Origin of the sequence: Alkalibacillus silvisoli, from assembly GCF_039521975.1 — a bacterium.
Classification (GTDB): domain Bacteria; phylum Bacillota; class Bacilli; order Bacillales; family Alkalibacillaceae; genus Alkalibacillus; species Alkalibacillus silvisoli.
In genome coordinates this window covers 1-16,401 of the sequence record NZ_BAAACZ010000004.1, presented here as the reverse complement: position 1 = coordinate 16,401, position 16,401 = coordinate 1, and the positions used below count along the sequence as shown (strand labels likewise).

13 protein-coding genes, 2 tRNA genes and 1 rRNA gene are annotated in these 16,401 nt (G+C 38.2%); 3 read left to right on the top strand and 13 right to left on the bottom strand.

All coding sequences use genetic code 11. The annotated features are described in order from the left end of the window. From ABDZ63_RS02200 to spoIIE, 13 genes are all read right to left on the bottom strand, one after another. Positions 1–267 (bottom strand): 16S ribosomal RNA (locus ABDZ63_RS02200); the annotation flags it as partial. A 1,116-nt stretch (positions 268–1,383) separates the two neighbouring features. Then, the gene (gene lysS, locus ABDZ63_RS02195) at positions 1,384–2,874 is read right to left on the bottom strand and encodes a lysine--tRNA ligase (protein ID WP_343781479.1); all 1,491 of its coding nucleotides are present in this window, start codon (positions 2,872–2,874) and stop codon (positions 1,384–1,386) included. Between the two features lie 298 nt (positions 2,875–3,172). Further along, positions 3,173–3,700: a 2-amino-4-hydroxy-6-hydroxymethyldihydropteridine diphosphokinase gene (gene folK, locus ABDZ63_RS02190; protein ID WP_343781478.1), complete on the bottom strand. Its 528-nt coding sequence runs from the start codon at positions 3,698–3,700 to the stop codon at positions 3,173–3,175. Then, the gene (gene folB, locus ABDZ63_RS02185) at positions 3,690–4,061 is read right to left on the bottom strand and encodes a dihydroneopterin aldolase (RefSeq protein ID WP_343781477.1); all 372 of its coding nucleotides are present in this window, start codon (positions 4,059–4,061) and stop codon (positions 3,690–3,692) included. Before folB ends, folK begins: the two co-directional genes overlap by 11 nt. Further along, positions 4,054–4,890 carry a dihydropteroate synthase gene (gene folP, locus ABDZ63_RS02180; protein ID WP_343781475.1) on the bottom strand — a complete coding sequence of 279 codons (837 nt, stop codon included), beginning with the start codon at positions 4,888–4,890 and terminating at the stop codon, positions 4,054–4,056. The genes folB and folP overlap by 8 nt, the downstream gene beginning before the upstream one ends. 31 nt (positions 4,891–4,921) lie before the next feature. Beyond that, a complete protein-coding gene (gene hslO / locus ABDZ63_RS02175; protein ID WP_343781474.1) occupies positions 4,922–5,791 on the bottom strand; it encodes an Hsp33 family molecular chaperone HslO in 870 nt (289 codons plus the stop codon). Beyond that, positions 5,784–6,569 (bottom strand): type III pantothenate kinase, encoded by a 786-nt coding sequence (locus tag ABDZ63_RS02170; RefSeq protein ID WP_343781472.1) that lies wholly within the window; start codon positions 6,567–6,569, stop codon positions 5,784–5,786. Before ABDZ63_RS02170 ends, hslO begins: the two co-directional genes overlap by 8 nt. Positions 6,570–6,788: 219 nt before the next feature. Continuing rightward, positions 6,789–8,837, bottom strand: coding sequence for an ATP-dependent zinc metalloprotease FtsH (ftsH, locus tag ABDZ63_RS02165; protein ID WP_343781471.1), 2,049 nt, complete (start codon positions 8,835–8,837; stop codon positions 6,789–6,791). Between the two features lie 107 nt (positions 8,838–8,944). After that, a complete protein-coding gene (gene hpt, locus ABDZ63_RS02160; protein ID WP_343781470.1) occupies positions 8,945–9,481 on the bottom strand; it encodes a hypoxanthine phosphoribosyltransferase in 537 nt (178 codons plus the stop codon). An 11-nt stretch (positions 9,482–9,492) separates the two neighbouring features. Beyond that, positions 9,493–10,863 (bottom strand): tRNA lysidine(34) synthetase TilS, encoded by a 1,371-nt coding sequence (gene tilS, locus ABDZ63_RS02155; protein WP_343781469.1) that lies wholly within the window; start codon positions 10,861–10,863, stop codon positions 9,493–9,495. Positions 10,864–10,952: 89 nt separating this feature from the next. Continuing rightward, positions 10,953–11,873: a serine/threonine protein kinase gene (locus ABDZ63_RS02150; RefSeq protein WP_343781468.1), complete on the bottom strand. Its 921-nt coding sequence runs from the start codon at positions 11,871–11,873 to the stop codon at positions 10,953–10,955. After that, complete coding sequence (locus ABDZ63_RS02145; RefSeq protein ID WP_343781467.1) at positions 11,839–12,588, bottom strand: vWA domain-containing protein; 750 nt, start codon at positions 12,586–12,588, stop codon at positions 11,839–11,841. The genes ABDZ63_RS02150 and ABDZ63_RS02145 overlap by 35 nt, the downstream gene beginning before the upstream one ends. 62 nt (positions 12,589–12,650) lie before the next feature. Next, positions 12,651–15,098 (bottom strand): stage II sporulation protein E, encoded by a 2,448-nt coding sequence (gene spoIIE, locus ABDZ63_RS02140; protein ID WP_343781466.1) that lies wholly within the window; start codon positions 15,096–15,098, stop codon positions 12,651–12,653. 288 nt (positions 15,099–15,386) lie between these two features. Between spoIIE and ABDZ63_RS02135 the strand changes: the two genes are divergently transcribed. The 3 genes from ABDZ63_RS02135 (at position 15,387) to ABDZ63_RS15815 (ending at position 16,361) form a co-directional block, all read left to right on the top strand. Then, positions 15,387–15,460, top strand: a tRNA-Met gene (locus ABDZ63_RS02135). 17 nt (positions 15,461–15,477) lie between these two features. Beyond that, positions 15,478–15,549: transfer RNA gene (locus tag ABDZ63_RS02130), tRNA-Glu, on the top strand. Between the two features lie 485 nt (positions 15,550–16,034). Then, positions 16,035–16,361 carry a transposase family protein gene (locus ABDZ63_RS15815; protein ID WP_425541930.1) on the top strand — a complete coding sequence of 109 codons (327 nt, stop codon included), beginning with the start codon at positions 16,035–16,037 and terminating at the stop codon, positions 16,359–16,361. Positions 16,362–16,401: the final 40 nt, after the last annotated feature.

Below are 16,401 nucleotides of genomic sequence, written 5' to 3'. Positions count from 1 at the left end.
TAATGCGCCGCGGGCCCATCTGTAAGTGATAGCAGAGCCATCTTTCAACACAGAACCAGGCGGTTCTATACGTTATCCGGTATTAGCCCCGGTTTCCCGGAGTTATCCCAGTCTTACAGGCAGGTTGCCCACGTGTTACTCACCCGTCCGCCGCTCGTTCCACAAACGTCCTCTCAGATGAGATTCAGTCTGCTTCCCGCGCTCGACTTGCATGTATTAGGCACGCCGCCAGCGTTCGTCCTGAGCCAGGATCAAACTCTCCATAAAAGTGTTTGATTGACTCGTTTAATGTCATCTCTTTGTTTTCTTCTACAAGTCAATAAGAAGAAAACCAGAATTGACGACAGGCTATTTTGTTTAGTTTTCAAGGTTCGAAGTGCGCCGCTTCAAAAAGCGACTTTATTAATATAACAAGATGAAAACATTTCGTCAACAACTTTTTATATTTTTAAATAACAACTTTTGTGTTGTTGTGCGCCACTTCAAAAAAGCGACTCAACTAATTTAACATTTAAAAGGTATGAAGTCAACAACTTTTTTTGAAATGTTTGAACACATTTGTTGTTTTGTGTCGGTCGCAAAAAAGCGACTCTTATAATATATCAAGTTTTGACTCTTAAGTCAATAACTATTTTGTCGCTTAGCTCACTTACTTGGTTAGCTTTTTTTAAGGTGTCTCCCTCAATGCGACAATTAATAATTTATCACGGTTAATAGTATTAAGCAATAGGTTTTTTGAAGTTCCTTAATTCTGAAAAATGATCGTTTTTTCAATAACTTTATTGAAGCTCAAAGTTGCTATTAATGTAAAGCCTGCTTCATTGAATCCTCTCTAACACAAAACTGTCTAGTGTCCTGGTATTGGTTTCACAAGTAGTTTTGCACCTGTGTTTACTATTTACCTTAAGATAGCCACAAGCACATTAATTGCTTCTGCAATGAGATGATGATTTCTCCATCTTCAACAGGACTATTTTGGATTTAGCTGATCATAATATAAACACCCTAAACTCACCACGACCCAACAATTCAGTACTAACAATTAAAATTCTGCTCCTTAACCCTTTTCGTAACTAAGTGTGATCGGTATTTTCTTTGGTAATTAACGAAATATCTCCTTTATTACAAGATTAAACCCACACAAGCTCCCGCTATTCAACAGTAATGTTATTAACGGTTTATTAGGTTTAGGACAATCATGACTTACCACCAAAATGTAATATAGGAAGTCATCCAGCCTATAGTTGTTGAAGTGCCACTAAACACCCTAACTTTCTAAATAACAATTTGGTGATCTTTATATACTTTAAACAACCATTAAAAAAGCTACTTGTAATCACCTCTCATAGTGTTTACAAGTAGCTTTATATTCTATACATATTATTATGAGCGGTTTCTCATTTGTGGGAATAACAGTACATCACGAATTGACGCCGAGTTAGTTAACAACATGACTAAACGATCAACACCAATACCTAAACCTCCAGTTGGCGGCATGCCATACTCTAGAGATTCTAAAAAGTCTTCATCCATTAGATGCGCTTCATCATTTCCAGCATCACGTTCTTTTACTTGGTCTTCAAAACGTTTTCTCTGATCAATCGGATCGTTCAGTTCAGAGAACGCATTCGCATGTTCTCTTCCTACAATAAATAATTCAAAGCGGTCAGTAAAACGACCATCTTCTTCATTCTTTTTAGCCAACGGAGAGATTTCAACTGGATGTCCATAAATAAACGTAGGTTGTACTAGGTGTTCTTCTACTTTCTGTTCAAAGACCTCATTAACGATATGGCCAAATGTCATGTTAGAGTCTACTTCAACGCCTTGCTCTTTAGCCATTTCATAAGCCTTCTCATCAGTCATCTCTTCAAAGAAGTCTACACCTGTATATTCTTTTACAGCATCTACCATATGCCATCTCTTCCAATTAGGCGCTAGATTTACTACATCTTCACCATACTCCACTGATGTTGTACCAAGGACGTCCTTAGCAATGTGTGCAACCAAGTTTTCTGTTAAGTCCATGATATCATGGTAATCAGCATACGCCTCATATAACTCAATCATCGTAAATTCAGGGTTATGGCGTGTTGATACACCTTCATTACGGAATACTCTCCCAATTTCATAAACCTTCTCCATACCACCGACAATTAGACGCTTTAAGTGAAGTTCGATTGCAATTCTCATATATAAAGGAATATCTAAAGCGTTATGGTGTGTTTCAAACGGGCGAGCAGAAGCACCACCAGGTATAGAGTGCATCATTGGTGTTTCAACCTCTAAGAAGCCACGATCATCTAAATAACGTCGCATAGATTGTAAGATCTTGCTTCGTAATACAAACGTATCACGGCTCTCTAAATTCGTAATCAAATCTAAATAACGTTGGCGGTAACGTTGTTCAACGTCTTTTAAGCCGTGGAATTTCTCTGGTAATGGCCTTAGTGACTTTGTTAAGAACTCAAAGGAATCAGCTTTAACTGATAATTCCCCTACTTTAGTTTTAAACATAACTCCTGAAATTCCAACAATATCGCCAAGATCAGCTGATCCAAACACTTCGTAAGCTTCCTCACCAATACGGTCTTTACGAACGTAAATCTGAATTTGTCCAGATAAGTCTTGAATATGAGCAAAGCCTGCTTTACCTTTCCCGCGCTTAGTCATAATACGTCCAGCAATTGTTACAGAAGTTTCTGCTTCCTTCTCCTCTAAGTCTTCTTTGGAGAATTGATCAAACGCTTCATTTAAGTCTTTAGCTAAATGCGTACGCTCAAACTTATCACCGAACGGGTTCACTCCAGCTTCTTTAAGAGCTTTAAGCTTTTCAATTCGAGTTTTAATTTGGTCATTTAACTCTTCTGACACAATATTCACCTCAATTAATAACTATATATTCTATATTTAATAGTACCAATCCTTCATTAGGATGCAACAACTCGGCCTATTAATTGTTCAACAAACTCAATATAATATTTCTAATAACTGCTCATTAATCTCACATTGGTTAATCTAAAGCTTCTTTCTAGTACTAAGCATGCTATCTCATTATCATAATAGCTGCTTTAAGCTTAAATAAGCTTTCTATTGAAGCTCACGTACTTCTACTTTTTACAAGCAGCTGTTTTTCCAATTAATTCGCTGTCTCTAAATACTTGGATCCACTCTAGATAGTCCAAGGGTTTCCTGATGCGGCACACCCAACATTATTATATAACTCAACACCTCTTAATTCATGATCGTCCAACTGATCAATGAAAGAACGAATCGTTTGTCCTTTGATTATAAGGCTCTCATTTAGAGCACATAACGGAACTAAAACAAATGCCCGCTCTGTCATTCGTGGGTGTGGAATTGATAATTGTTCTAAATCGACTTTTTCCTCACCGTATAAAAGTATATCTATATCGATCGTTCTCGGACCAAAACGTATGTCTCGTTCTCTTCCTAGTTGCTGTTCGATTGTTTGTGTTGTGTTTAGTAGTGCTGAAGGTGGAAGGCCCGTTTCTACTAATATAACCATATTTAGAAACTGACCTTGTTTAGTATAACCAACCGGCTTCGTTTGGTAAACAGGTGAAGATTTCAAAACGGTAATTTCCTTATGTTGATCCAATCGATCAATTGCCTGTTCTATAAAAGACTCTCTCGGTTCGATGTTTGAGCCTAATGCGATATAAACTTCATTCTGCATAATGACGCTCCCGTTCAATCTCAACAGCTGCTGATTGATAATAACCGGGGATTGGAGGCCCTGGCTTATCAACTTTAATTGTAATGGCTTCTAAACTCGCAAATGTTCGGAACATTTTTTGAGCTATTTCCTCAGCGACTGCTTCAATTAAATTTTTAGCTTCACCTTCGACAACAGACTTAGCTACTTCATATACTTGACCGTAATCAATACTGTCAGTCATTTGATCTGACCTACCAGCTAAACTTAAGTCACATTTTAATACTAAATCTACAGTAAAACGTTGACCTAATTTATTCTCTTCTGGAAACAGACCATGGTAACCGTAAAACATTAGGCCATTTAACATAATCTTATCCACGTTTAAGACCACCTTTACCAATCATGACATCCATCATTTTCGTCGCCCTAGCCACTTCTTCTACATCATGGACACGGACAATATCAGCACCTTGAGCTATGCCTTGGCAAACAGTCGCAATTGTTCCTGCTAAACGTTCATCTACTGGTAAATCTAGAGCTTTCCCAACAATAGACTTTCTAGAAGTCCCTAGAAGAATTGGATAACCTAAAGCTTTCAATTCGTCTAGGCGCCTCATGACAAGCAAGTTATGCTGATGAGTTTTACCGAAACCAACACCAGGGTCTAAAATAATTTGATGGTCTGAGACACCATGTTGTTTAGCGATATTAATCGATTCATACAAAGATGATTTCATATCGTCTATAATATCGTCATAGTCCGGTTCGTCTTGATTATGCATTAAAATAATAGGGGCATGATGTGACTTAGCTACCGCTGCGATTTCCGGATCATATTTCGCCCCCCAGATATCATTAATCATTGACGCCCCTGCACTTAAAGCTGCTTCAGCTGTTTTAGCTTTATAAGTATCAACAGAAATTGGCGTGTCAATCACTTGGTTAAGGCCTTTTATAATTGGCACAACACGCTCAATCTCTTCTTCAAACGAAACCGGTGTATGCCCAGGGCGAGTTGACTCACCACCAACATCTATCATATGAGCTCCGTGATCTTCCATCAATTTAGCTTGTTTAACTGCCTCATCCACCTCATTAAACTTCCCACCATCAGAAAAGGAATCCGGTGTAACATTTAAGATCCCCATAACATTTGTCTGTTGGGTGAAGTTCAATGGTGAAGTTGTCTTACCGATTTGGGATTGCATTAGGATGCCTCCTTTTCACTTGTGGCTATAACTATTTCTTTAACCGTTCTAGGTCTTCAGCTGTTAAAGTGTAAACTTGATTACAGAAATGGCATGTTGCTTCTGCTCCACCATCTTTTTCGATCATATCTTCAATTTCTTCACTTCCTAATGTCGCAATAACCTCTTCAGTTCTTTCTTTTGAACAAAAACATTGAAATAAAACGTCTTGGCGCTCAATTATATGCCATTCAGCACCCTCGAAAAAGGTGCCTAATATATCTTCTGGTGTCTTACCTTCTTGAATTTGAGTCGAGATTGCAGGTATTTGTCCAATCCGTTGCTCAACTAAAGAAATCGTTTCTTCCGTTGCACCTGGCATCATTTGGATAATAAAACCACCAGCTGCTAAAATCGAATAATCTGTATCAACTAACACACCTGCTCCTACTGCTGATGGTACTTGTTCAGACGTTACGAAATAGTAAGTAAAATCTTCACTTACTTCACCTGAGACAATTGGCACTTGACCAGTGAAATTGTTTTTCATCCCTAGGTCTTTAACAACACTTAATGACCCGTTTGTCCCAACTGCCCGACGAACATCTAACTTCCCGTGTTCATTCGACTCAAAATCAACATGGGGTTTTTTAACATAGCCTCTTACTTCACCTTTTGCATTACCATCAGCCACAATAGCACCAATCGGACCGTCACCTTCTAACTTAACGGTTAATTTATTATCACCTTTTAACATTGAACCCATCATCGCTGTGATTGTAATCGTACGACCTAAAGCTGCTGATGCTGTTGGCCAAGTATCTTGCCTTTCGCAAGCTTCATTAACTAAACCTGTTGATTCAATGGCATAGGCACGTACTTGAGAGTTAAATGCCGTTGCTTTAATTAAATAATCACTCACTTATGTCACCTTCCTTGTTAGCACGATAAATTTCATATAATCCTTTTAATGTTAACTCTGTATCGACATAATCAATTGTTCTTGAACCTTTGCCAATTAGCTTCGATAACCCACCTGTTGCAACGACAGTCGGGGTTTCGTTAGCTTGTGCTTTAAAACGCTCAACTACCTCATCTACTTGACCGACATAACCAAAGAAAATTCCCGACTGCATCGCTTCAACTGTTGAGGATCCAACAACTTGCTCTGGCCTTGTAATTTCAATCCGTGGTAATTTAGCTGCCTTAGAATATAAGGCTTCTGTTGATATATTGATCCCAGGGGCAATCGCGCCACCTACATACTCTTCATGCTCATTAACATAACAATATGTCGTAGCCGTTCCAAAATCGATAATGACTAATGGTGCTCCATATTCTTTAATAGCACCAACCGCATTAACAATTCGGTCAGCTCCAATCTCTTTAGGATTTGGATAGACCAGTTTTAAACTAGCGTCAACACCCCCTGCGCCAACAACCATCGGCATTAAATTAAAATATCGTTTGCACATCTTCTCCAGCGCAAACATAATTGGTGGTACAACAGACGATATAATAGCTGCATGAAAATCACTAAATGATAAATTATGATGTTGCAACAATGCTTTGACTTCCATCGCATATTCATCTTCGGTTTTATACCGATCAGTTGCAACTCGCCATTGATAGGTTAATTCCCCGTCATCAAAAACACCCATTACTGTATTTGTATTTCCCACATCTAGTACAAAGATCATAAGTTCACACCATTTCTATAACCTTTTATCTTAGTTTTGATTTAATTGTAATTGTTACTCATCGTAAATCATATCACAAAATAATTAAAATTTGTCGCTTAACCTATTGTGAGCAGTACGAAAAACTTTCACTAGGCTCAACCTTTTATCTTAATTTAAGCTTCAAAAGTGAACAAAAAACTACCCCCTACTCTAGGGGGTAGTTTTACATGTTTAACATTACTCTTTACGGCGGTCTTCTTCAGAATTTTGATCATCTGAAGGTTGATCTGATTCATGGTCCTCTTCTTTACTTTGGATATTAACTTTAACATCTGAATCAGATTCGCTTTGTGATTGATCGTCTGAGCTAATGTTTGTATTTGTGTCATCTTCAGTTGAAGACTGGCGTTCTGAATCAGATGTATGATCTTCTTCATCATCTTCTTCTAAAGGTTCAGGTAGAACACCCTCTTCAAATAGACCTTTAATTTGGCGAGCATCTAACGTTTCAACTTCTAATAGCGTTTTGGCAATTAATTCTAACTGTTCTTGGTGTTCAGTTAAAATCTGCTTCGCCCGCTCATAACACGATTTAATAATACTTTGGATTTCTTGGTCAATAATGTAAGCAATTTGATCACTATAGTTTGGCTCATTTTGAATGTCTTTACCTAAGAATACTTGGCCACCACTGCTTCCAAACTGTAACGGTCCAAGCTTATCACTCATACCAAACTCAGTAACCATCTTACGGGCAATGCCTGTTGCACGTTGGAAGTCGTTATGGGCTCCAGTACTAGCCTCATTGAAAATAACCTCCTCAGCAACACGACCACCTAAGAGACCTGTAATCTTATCAAGCAGTTCTGGCTTTGTCTGGAAGTAACGGTCTTCTTTCGGTAGCATTACGGCATAACCACCTGCTTGACCTCTTGGTACAATGGTAACTTTGTGCACCATATCCGCTTCATCAAGCACCATACCAATAACTGTATGTCCGCTCTCGTGATAGGCGACAATGTTTTTCTCTTTCGCAGAAATGACACGGCTCTTCTTAGCAGGACCAGCGATCACACGGTCTATCGCTTCATCAACGTGTTCCATTTCGATTTTCTTCTTATTACCACGCGCTGCAACTAATGCTGCTTCGTTTAGTAAGTTCTCTAAATCTGCACCAGAGAATCCTGGTGTTCTTAAAGCAATGGCTTTAAGGTCAACTGAATCACCAAATGGCTTGTTTCTTGCGTGTACTTTTAGAACTTCTTGACGACCTTTAACATCAGGCGTGTTAACCGGGATTTGACGGTCAAAACGGCCAGGACGTAATAAAGCTGGGTCTAAAATGTCAGGACGGTTTGTTGCTGCCATCATAATAATACCTTCGTTAACACCGAAACCATCCATCTCAACTAGCAACTGGTTTAAGGTTTGTTCACGCTCATCGTGTCCTCCACCAACACCAGCACCACGTTGACGACCAACAGCGTCAATCTCATCAATAAATATAATACAAGGTGCATTTTTCTTCGCATTTTCAAATAAATCACGAACACGTGATGCACCAACACCAACGAACATCTCAACGAAGTCAGAACCACTAATAGAGAAGAATGGTACCCCTGCTTCACCAGCCACTGCTTTGGCTAATAGTGTCTTACCAGTACCAGGAGGACCAACTAATAAAACTCCTTTTGGAATTCGTGCTCCTAGTTCAGCGAATTTCCTTGGATCTTTCAAGAATTCCACAACTTCAACTAATTCTTGTTTCTCCTCATCTGCACCAGCTACTTCATTAAACTTCGTCTGCTTCTTATCTTCTGTATACATCTTCGCCTTACTCTTACCGAAGTTCATCATACGGCCACCGCCGCCTTGCATTTGGCTAAGTAAGAAGAAGAATAAAATAAAGATAATTAAAAATGGGATTAGCGTTGTAAAGAATCGTGCCCAAGCACTTGGCTCTTCAGCCGCTTCAACACTCACTAGTCCTTGTTCACTAGCAACATCCATCACATTATTTACTTCATCTTCAGTGGATGGGATTTCTGCTCTAAACGCCTCTAATTGATTCGTTTCAGGCGATCTATACTCCCCACGAACATCATAAGCAAAGTTCGTGTATTGTAATGTCATCTCTTCAATTTGGCCAGCTTCTAAAGCCTCTTGGAACTCATTATAATTGAGCTGTTCCGTTTCTGGACCCGGATCATTTAACATACCGATAATCCCGATGACAACTAGAAATATAATTAAGTAAAATATGGTATTTCGGAACACCCGATTCATCACTTACCTCCTCCTAAACGACAAAACTAAACTTATACTACCACAAAGTTTTTTTCAGACTCAAACAATAGCTATGTACAACCCTATTAGCTATTTATATTATAGTCCTACGAATATATTTCTTTTTTTAATACACCAATATAAGGCAAATTACGATATTTCTCTTGATAATCAAGTCCATAACCAACAACAAAAGCATCAGGTACTTCAAACCCTACAATATCTGCAAAAATATCGCCTTTACGACCTGATGGCTTGTCTAACAATGTAACAATTGTAATTGATTTAGCTTGGCGGTATTTGAATAAATCGACTAAGTAACTTAAAGTTAAGCCACTATCAATGATGTCTTCAATAATTAGTAAATCGCGACCATTAACTTGAGTATCTAAGTCCTTCACAATTCTAACCTCTCCTGAAGACTCCATACCACCACCATAGCTTGATACATCCATAAAGTCGATTTCAACGTGTGTATCAACACGTTTTAATAAATCATTCATAAAAGGCATAGCACCTTTTAATACACCAATTGCTAAAGGAAACTTACCATCGAATTCTTTTGTGATCTTTTCACCTAGCTCCTTAGCTTTTTCCTGAATTTTTTCTTCAGAGATCAGAACTTCCTCAATTTCATTATGCACAACCAATCCCCCTAATTCTGCTCAACTTCTATAGTTAGTTTGTAATTTGAAGTGCCAATTTGATTAGCAAGATGGCTCTTGCTTATAAAAGGAATCCAAAATATTTCCCCTTGATTACTTTCGACTATAGGCCATAAATCCCTTTGTGTTTTTGCGATTTTTTCATCGATAAATATATCTTTTACTTTTTTACGCCCTTTTAATCCTAATGGTCTTATTCGATCTCCAGGTTGACGAGTACGAACCGTTAACGGTAAATTAACCATTTCTGTACCACAAATATACATCGCTTCATTAAACATGTCCGCCCCAATATTTTCCTGTGTCACTTCCTCAAGCTTAATCTTCCAGCCATTCGGGAGTTTAACATGTTCATTTATATTGAGTTCAAAATGATAAGGTTCTACAGCTTCTAAGAAGGTTGTAATCGTACACTGGTCGTAAGTTTTAACCGCTTTCCATTCCCCATTAGGAGACCACTCACTATTTGCTTGATTAGATGAGAGCCACTCAATAAAGGAAGGAAAATAATCATGATTTCTAATTTTGTTTACACTAAGATAATTTAATATTAGATGAAAGCCTCTTCTTTGTAAAGGTTGAGGTAAATTCCTATATAAATTAACCGAAAAGGTCACTTTATGTTCACAAAATTGGCTAATTGATTCCATTTCTTTACGAGCCATTTCAACCAAAAACGCTTCATCATCAGCTAGTTGATGGTGTAAACGGTTTGCACTAATATGTATACTGTTATTTTCATTTTTTATAAATGGTAATAAGTGATGTCTAAATCGATTCCTCGTATAGGATTCTTCACTGTTAGAGGGATCTTCTCGATATGAAATAGACTCTTCTTCAATATAATGAAGTAATTCGTCCTTTGTCACTGATAAAAATGGGCGAATAATAGTCATACCAAGCATATTATTGTATGTTTTCATTCCAAAAGGCACCACGCCTTTAGCAAGTTGCATAAACATTGTTTCAACTTGATCATCACCATGATGTGCTAACACTAGCTTACCTGAGTCTTTTACAATTCGTTTAAACGCTTCATACCTCAAATTTCTAGCTGCTTCTTGCACACCAACTTGGAACTTCGCTTGATATTCTCTTACGTCGACTGATAAAATCTCACAAGGAATCGACAGTGATTCTGACTGAGACTTAACAAACAACGTATCCTCTCTCGATTCTCCCCCGCGTAATTGATGATCGACAGTTAAAGTCACTAAATTTAAATCCATAGTTTCTTGTATTTGTGCGAAGAAATGTAACATCGCCATGGAATCTGACCCGCCTGATACTGCTAGAAATAAAGAGTCCCCTTGATTGAACAAATTATTCTCCTTAACAAAGCCTAATACGTCATTTTTCATAAGCAAATCCGCCTTTTAGTTTGCTTTTTAAATCACCTTTACATCGTATCATTATATGGTTCAGTCATTCAATCAAAGGACTATAGCCCTTACATTATTAAATAAAGAATCGACAAATGTAATCCAACAATCGTTGTAATACTTATAACTTCAGCTCGGTCAATCTCTACCTTCTTAGTCCTAGAATACTGTCTTGTCACTGGTGAATCAACTATACGTTTTCTTATATAATCAATTTCATGCTTCATGGACAATGCATTAGAATATTTCCCAAGTAATGCTTTCTTAATAATAGAATGGTATGGAAAAATCGTTTGGCACTGTGATAATAACTTTAATAGATCTCGGTCTTTAGAAGCCCGTTTTAAACGATTGTTAGGGTCAGCTTGAATCATACAAACAGCAAGAGAAAATAAATCATAATTCGCATCAGCTTTCCGACTACCTAATCGCCAATAACCCCGATCATAATAAGATGTATATTCTCTGATGGCACGCCCCACCTTAGTCACACCACCCACATCAACTAGCCTAACTTGATTTGTTTGTTTTTCTATAATAATATTTTCTGGTTTTAAATCACCAAAAACAAACCCTAATAAATGAAGGTGATTTAAGGCTTTTAACAGTTCTGACATAGCCCTTCCTAATTGGTCTAGTCCCATATTCATTAAACTCTCACTCAATGTCTTACCCTGAACATACTCCATGACATAGAAGCTATACTTGACGCCGTTAATAATATAACTGTCATCCACGTCTAACAAAGAAGGCCCAAGCTTAACGCCCTGGGCCTTCTTAAACTTCCTTAACACATTGGATTCAGCAGTTATAACTGCCGGGTCCTTACTAATCTTTAATGCCACAAAATCTTGATTCATTGACGCTAAGTAAGTAGAACCTCTAGCTCCTTCACCTAATAGGCGCTCAATTCGGTATTGGCGATGATTCCAAACACCTTTAATTTTGTCACCCTTATAAAGATTGACGGTAGGTTGAATCGACGACATCATATGCTGCCCCTCTCATCACTTCGTCGCCCATATTAACGTGAAACGCTTTCGCCGCTTCTCGTATTGCTGCTCCTGTCGGTGTGATACCACCTACTGCGAACTTTGGAAATATTTTTGACAAGCGGTTTCCATCATCTGTCCACTCCAACAATTCTTTAACGACTTTCTTTCTGGTTGGGAATTGATAGATTGAAAAGTAATGTGAGCCAGCTCGAGCATCTAAACTTAAGATTAAATCATCTAAAGACTCTTTAACTGCAGACATTTTATTTTGCATACTAGCACTCGTATCGACTAGAATGAGTACTTGTAAATCACATGTTTCACCTAATTCCTCCATCACTTCTTGCACTTCTCCCCTTGTTTCAGGGGGTAATGATTCTTCGTTAGTTTCTTGACCAAAGATTTGTTGTAATTCTTTATTCACATATCCTTGAATTGTCTGGTTCATGGCTTGTTTAGTTACCATTTGTACGGTTTCTGACAGATCATCTGCATAAACTATTCGACTAATGCCATGACCTGCATCTGCAATATCATTGACTTCTTTTAAACCAACAGGATCTTCGGTTTGATCGTCTTCTAACACACCAATTACATTAACAGTAATGCCTTCTTGTGCCACTCTTTGACAAACTGCTACTGGGTCTTCACCTTGGTTTGAGCACCCGTCTGTAATTAATAGAATTTGCCTAACCGTTCCCTTATTCATACCAACGCCTCCTCTTACTTGTTAAAACCATTGTTGACATGAATAAAGGGGAATATACCTTTTTATATTGAAGCTGCGTGAGAAAATGAAGCCCATTTTGGCCTGCTTTTTTCTACTTTGGTTACAAGTACTGTCATATCATCTATAATCTGTCCGTGATTACTCCTTATAGTCTCTTCTAACACAAGGTCCGCAACAGCTTGTGGGTCTTCTGTTTCAATTTCACGAATCTTACGTTTAAGCCATGCTTCTTTATTTTCACTAAAATTCATCGATTCTAAAATGCCATCACTAACCAAGACAAGTAAGTCGCCATCTTTTAACTCTTCATACACAGGGTCTACTTCGAACTCTTCTAAAATCCCTATTGGTAGATTTCCAGACTCAACAGGATAAACAGAATGCCCACGTTTAATGTAGCTTACCATCGCACCGATCTTCAAAAAGTTAACATATGGCTCTTGTAAATCGATTACAGCTAAATCTAATGTCGCATAAATCTCATCTGAAGTTCTTAACGATAAAATAGAATTAATTGATTGCAAGGCGACTTGCTCATTTATACCCGACTGTAAAATCTGTTTAAGCAATTTAAGCGTTTCAGAGCTTTCAAGATAAGCCCTTTCACCATTACCCATACCATCACTAATTGCTAAAGCAAAACGACTCTTCCCTAGCTCTAACATTAAATAACTATCCCCAGATAAAAAATTACCCTTCTTAGCCGCATGTGCTACACCAGAAGTTAATTGAAAATTTTTAACGGAACTAAAGGTGAAAGTCCGATCACCATTACGCTCATTTATTGGGGACTCCTCTTCTAAAACTACCGTTTCATCCAACATATCAGAAAGTAGTGGTGCAATAATTTTCTCTCCTTCACCACGATAATCATTAAAGTAGATCGTCATTTCTATATCAACATTCCCAGTATCAATTGAGAATAACTCTAAATGTTCTAATGAAAAATGATATTCACCCAGTAATCGGCGAATTTCCTGTTCATGCCAAAAGTACTCTTCTCGCTCTTTGACCATCTCTTTAGCAAAATTGTTCATCACTTCAGAAACACCATTTAATTGCTCTGATACAAATTTGCGACTTTCTTTAACCTGTTGCTTTAAACGTTTATTGGCCTTATAGTAAGACAGTTCATATCGCATTTGATCAACGACTTGATCTGTTTTCACACAAAAGTTTTTTAGCTTACCAGCATTAAAATTAACATTCGATGTATCATTCTCTTCAATAGCCAAAATCGTTTGTTGTAAGACCGGATAAGTCCTATCAAAGTTATTAACCCAACAAGAATGCTTTTTCAAACAGGTTTGGCACGTTTTTTCAGTTACTCGGCTCAAGTATTCGTCTACATCACTGCTAGGGTCTGACGGTTTTCCATCAGTATCAATATAAGCAAAACTATGAGATAACGCTTCAAACATTTCTGAAAACCGCTCAACCCTACTAGCAGTAGCATCACGTACTTTTTGTAAATACTGTTCATTTTCTTCTTTTTCTTCTTCAGTTCCAGGCACATATTTAGCAACCTTTGTCGTTAAAGCTTTCGGCGTCACCATAAAAAGGCCCGCCGCCACAACAGATTGTAATAATAATTGCTCAAATGGAATAACTTCAATGTTATACATTCCAATAAGAAAAGATGAAACAAATAAACCAATTGTTACTGCATACTTATTCACATCTTTCATTAACCCACCTAATAAGCCTGCTAAAGCTAATAAGCTGACTTGATACAAATGGAATGCACTAACTAAACTAAGCATAAGTCCCACCATCACACCAACAGCAGAGCCAACAGTCGCACCTGCAATAAACGCTGTCATGATGACAAAATACATCGCACCAATTTGTTCAAATGATAATTCATAGACAGATAGACCAACCAATCCAGTCAATACAGCAGTCGATAATATAACCAAACAAACCATTTCCTCAACTTTTAACTTTAAGCGCGGTGCTTTTAATGTTAAGAACGGGTATGATTGAATAAATACCATTAATAGAAAGCTTGCTAATAAACCTTCAAGTGCGAAAATCGCCACATCATAAATCACGATTGAACTAGAAATAGCTTGTACAATTAAACGACCCATAACAACACTAATAAACGTTGCAATTGCCATCCACTTTACTCGCTTCTCTACTTTACGAACCCACTGTTTATATAACATCATCAATAGTAAACCAGACAACAAAACATAAGAAGCATGTGAAAAGCTAACCGTTACTGCCCCAGCAACAGCAAATAAAAATGTCGGAAAAGCAAATTGTCTTTTTGCGATGATCGCCGTAGCTAAAAATGCTAATGCAAACGGCGATATTGATGTTAACACGATTGCTCTCCCTAAAAAGAAACTCAATATATAAAGTAAAACCCCACGGTTAAAAAGCAAATGACTAATAGAACTTTTAACTGATTGACTCCATAGGCCAATCCTTTGGAACCTTGACCCATCTGTTAAATCTGTAACTCTAGATAATCGATCCATTCTCGTCACCACCCCTTATATGAAAATTCAAACATATTTATGACTAAAACTTTGTCAAAATAAAGGGTTGGTTACTAAAAATCATTCGACTTATATTCCGTTAACACGATTCCTATTATCTTTTTTTACAACAATTTATGACGGTGTTAGTGAACAAAAAAAGGGGATTTAAAGCGTTTCTTACATTATCCCTCGAACTTTACTGTAGAAATGCTTAAAAATAATGTTGACATGTTAGACAACGTGTTGTACTATAATTTTTGTGCTCAAAAGAAATTTATCTTACATGGCGGTGTAGCTCAGCTGGCGAGAGCGTACGGTTCATACCCGTGAGGTCGGGGGTTCGATCCCCCCCGCCGCTACTATTAATTAAATTATCGGCCCATTGGTCAAGTGGTTAAGACACCGCCCTTTCACGGCGGTAACAGGGGTTCGAATCCCCTATGGGTCACTATAAAGAAACTAAGCCGATTGCTTAGCCTTTTAGGCGGAACCATAGGCTTAGTTTCACTTATCTAGATCAGACAAAATTTATACTTACTCATTTACCCAAGAAGCCCTCATGAATGATTATTCATTATGAGGGCTTTTTTATGTCTTTAGGCTCTATACTAAATGTGGTGGTATCCCTTGAAGAATGGCTCTAAAATATTTGTTGGGGTAGAGACACAATTTAGGATGTGGTTATGATAGCGGCCGTTGGCGTCAGGTGATCCGCTTACGGTGGATGCTTGCCGCGGGCACGGCTCGAGCCTCCTCGGCCGAAAAGCGTGGCCTGCGGGGTCTCGAGACGCGTGCTGTTCCCGCAGGCGTCACCACCGACGCTCCTCACCTGACACCAACTTAGCGGTTTGTTGAAACAAAAAAAGCACGCAAACTCCTTATTTGTTATCCTTGTTTTATACCACCAAAACAAAGCAAAGGAGCTGCGTGTATATGCATCATAACATGACCTTACCTGGATTGGAAAGCTTTCACGTGACTGAAACGCGAGAAGAGAATGGCTATTATCACATCTACGTTGAACGGCCACGTGAGATCGTGCCATGTTCTGCATGCCAAACAACAACTCAAAAGGTTCATGATTATCGCTGGCAAAAAATTAAACATAATCGGGTATTCAATCGCCCTACGATGATCTGGTACCGCAAACCTCGCTATCAATGTCACCATATCAGTTGCCGGAAACGATTTTACGAAACCAACGATCTTGTCGATCGTTATCAACGCCAATCAAGAGTTCAATCAAGCCATAGGGCTTGAAACGATTCATGGTAAAACGTTTAAAGATACAGCCCAACGA

What these genes read in the sequence shown, in the direction of transcription:
- folK (WP_343781478.1), bottom strand. Translation starts at nt 3,700, where the DNA reads ATGCAGAATGAAGTTTATATCGCATTAGGCTCAAACATCGAACCGAGA.
- folP (WP_343781475.1), bottom strand. Translation starts at nt 4,890, where the DNA reads ATGCAATCCCAAATCGGTAAGACAACTTCACCATTGAACTTCACCCAA.
- ABDZ63_RS02170 (WP_343781472.1), bottom strand. Translation starts at nt 6,569, where the DNA reads ATGATCTTTGTACTAGATGTGGGAAATACAAATACAGTAATGGGTGTT.
- ftsH (WP_343781471.1), bottom strand. Translation starts at nt 8,837, where the DNA reads ATGAATCGGGTGTTCCGAAATACCATATTTTACTTAATTATATTTCTA.
- tilS (WP_343781469.1), bottom strand. Translation starts at nt 10,863, where the DNA reads ATGAAAAATGACGTATTAGGCTTTGTTAAGGAGAATAATTTGTTCAAT.
- ABDZ63_RS02150 (WP_343781468.1), bottom strand. Translation starts at nt 11,873, where the DNA reads ATGTCGTCGATTCAACCTACCGTCAATCTTTATAAGGGTGACAAAATT.
- ABDZ63_RS02145 (WP_343781467.1), bottom strand. Translation starts at nt 12,588, where the DNA reads ATGAATAAGGGAACGGTTAGGCAAATTCTATTAATTACAGACGGGTGC.
- spoIIE (WP_343781466.1), bottom strand. Translation starts at nt 15,098, where the DNA reads ATGGATCGATTATCTAGAGTTACAGATTTAACAGATGGGTCAAGGTTC.
- ABDZ63_RS15815 (WP_425541930.1), top strand. Translation starts at nt 16,035, where the DNA reads ATGCATCATAACATGACCTTACCTGGATTGGAAAGCTTTCACGTGACT.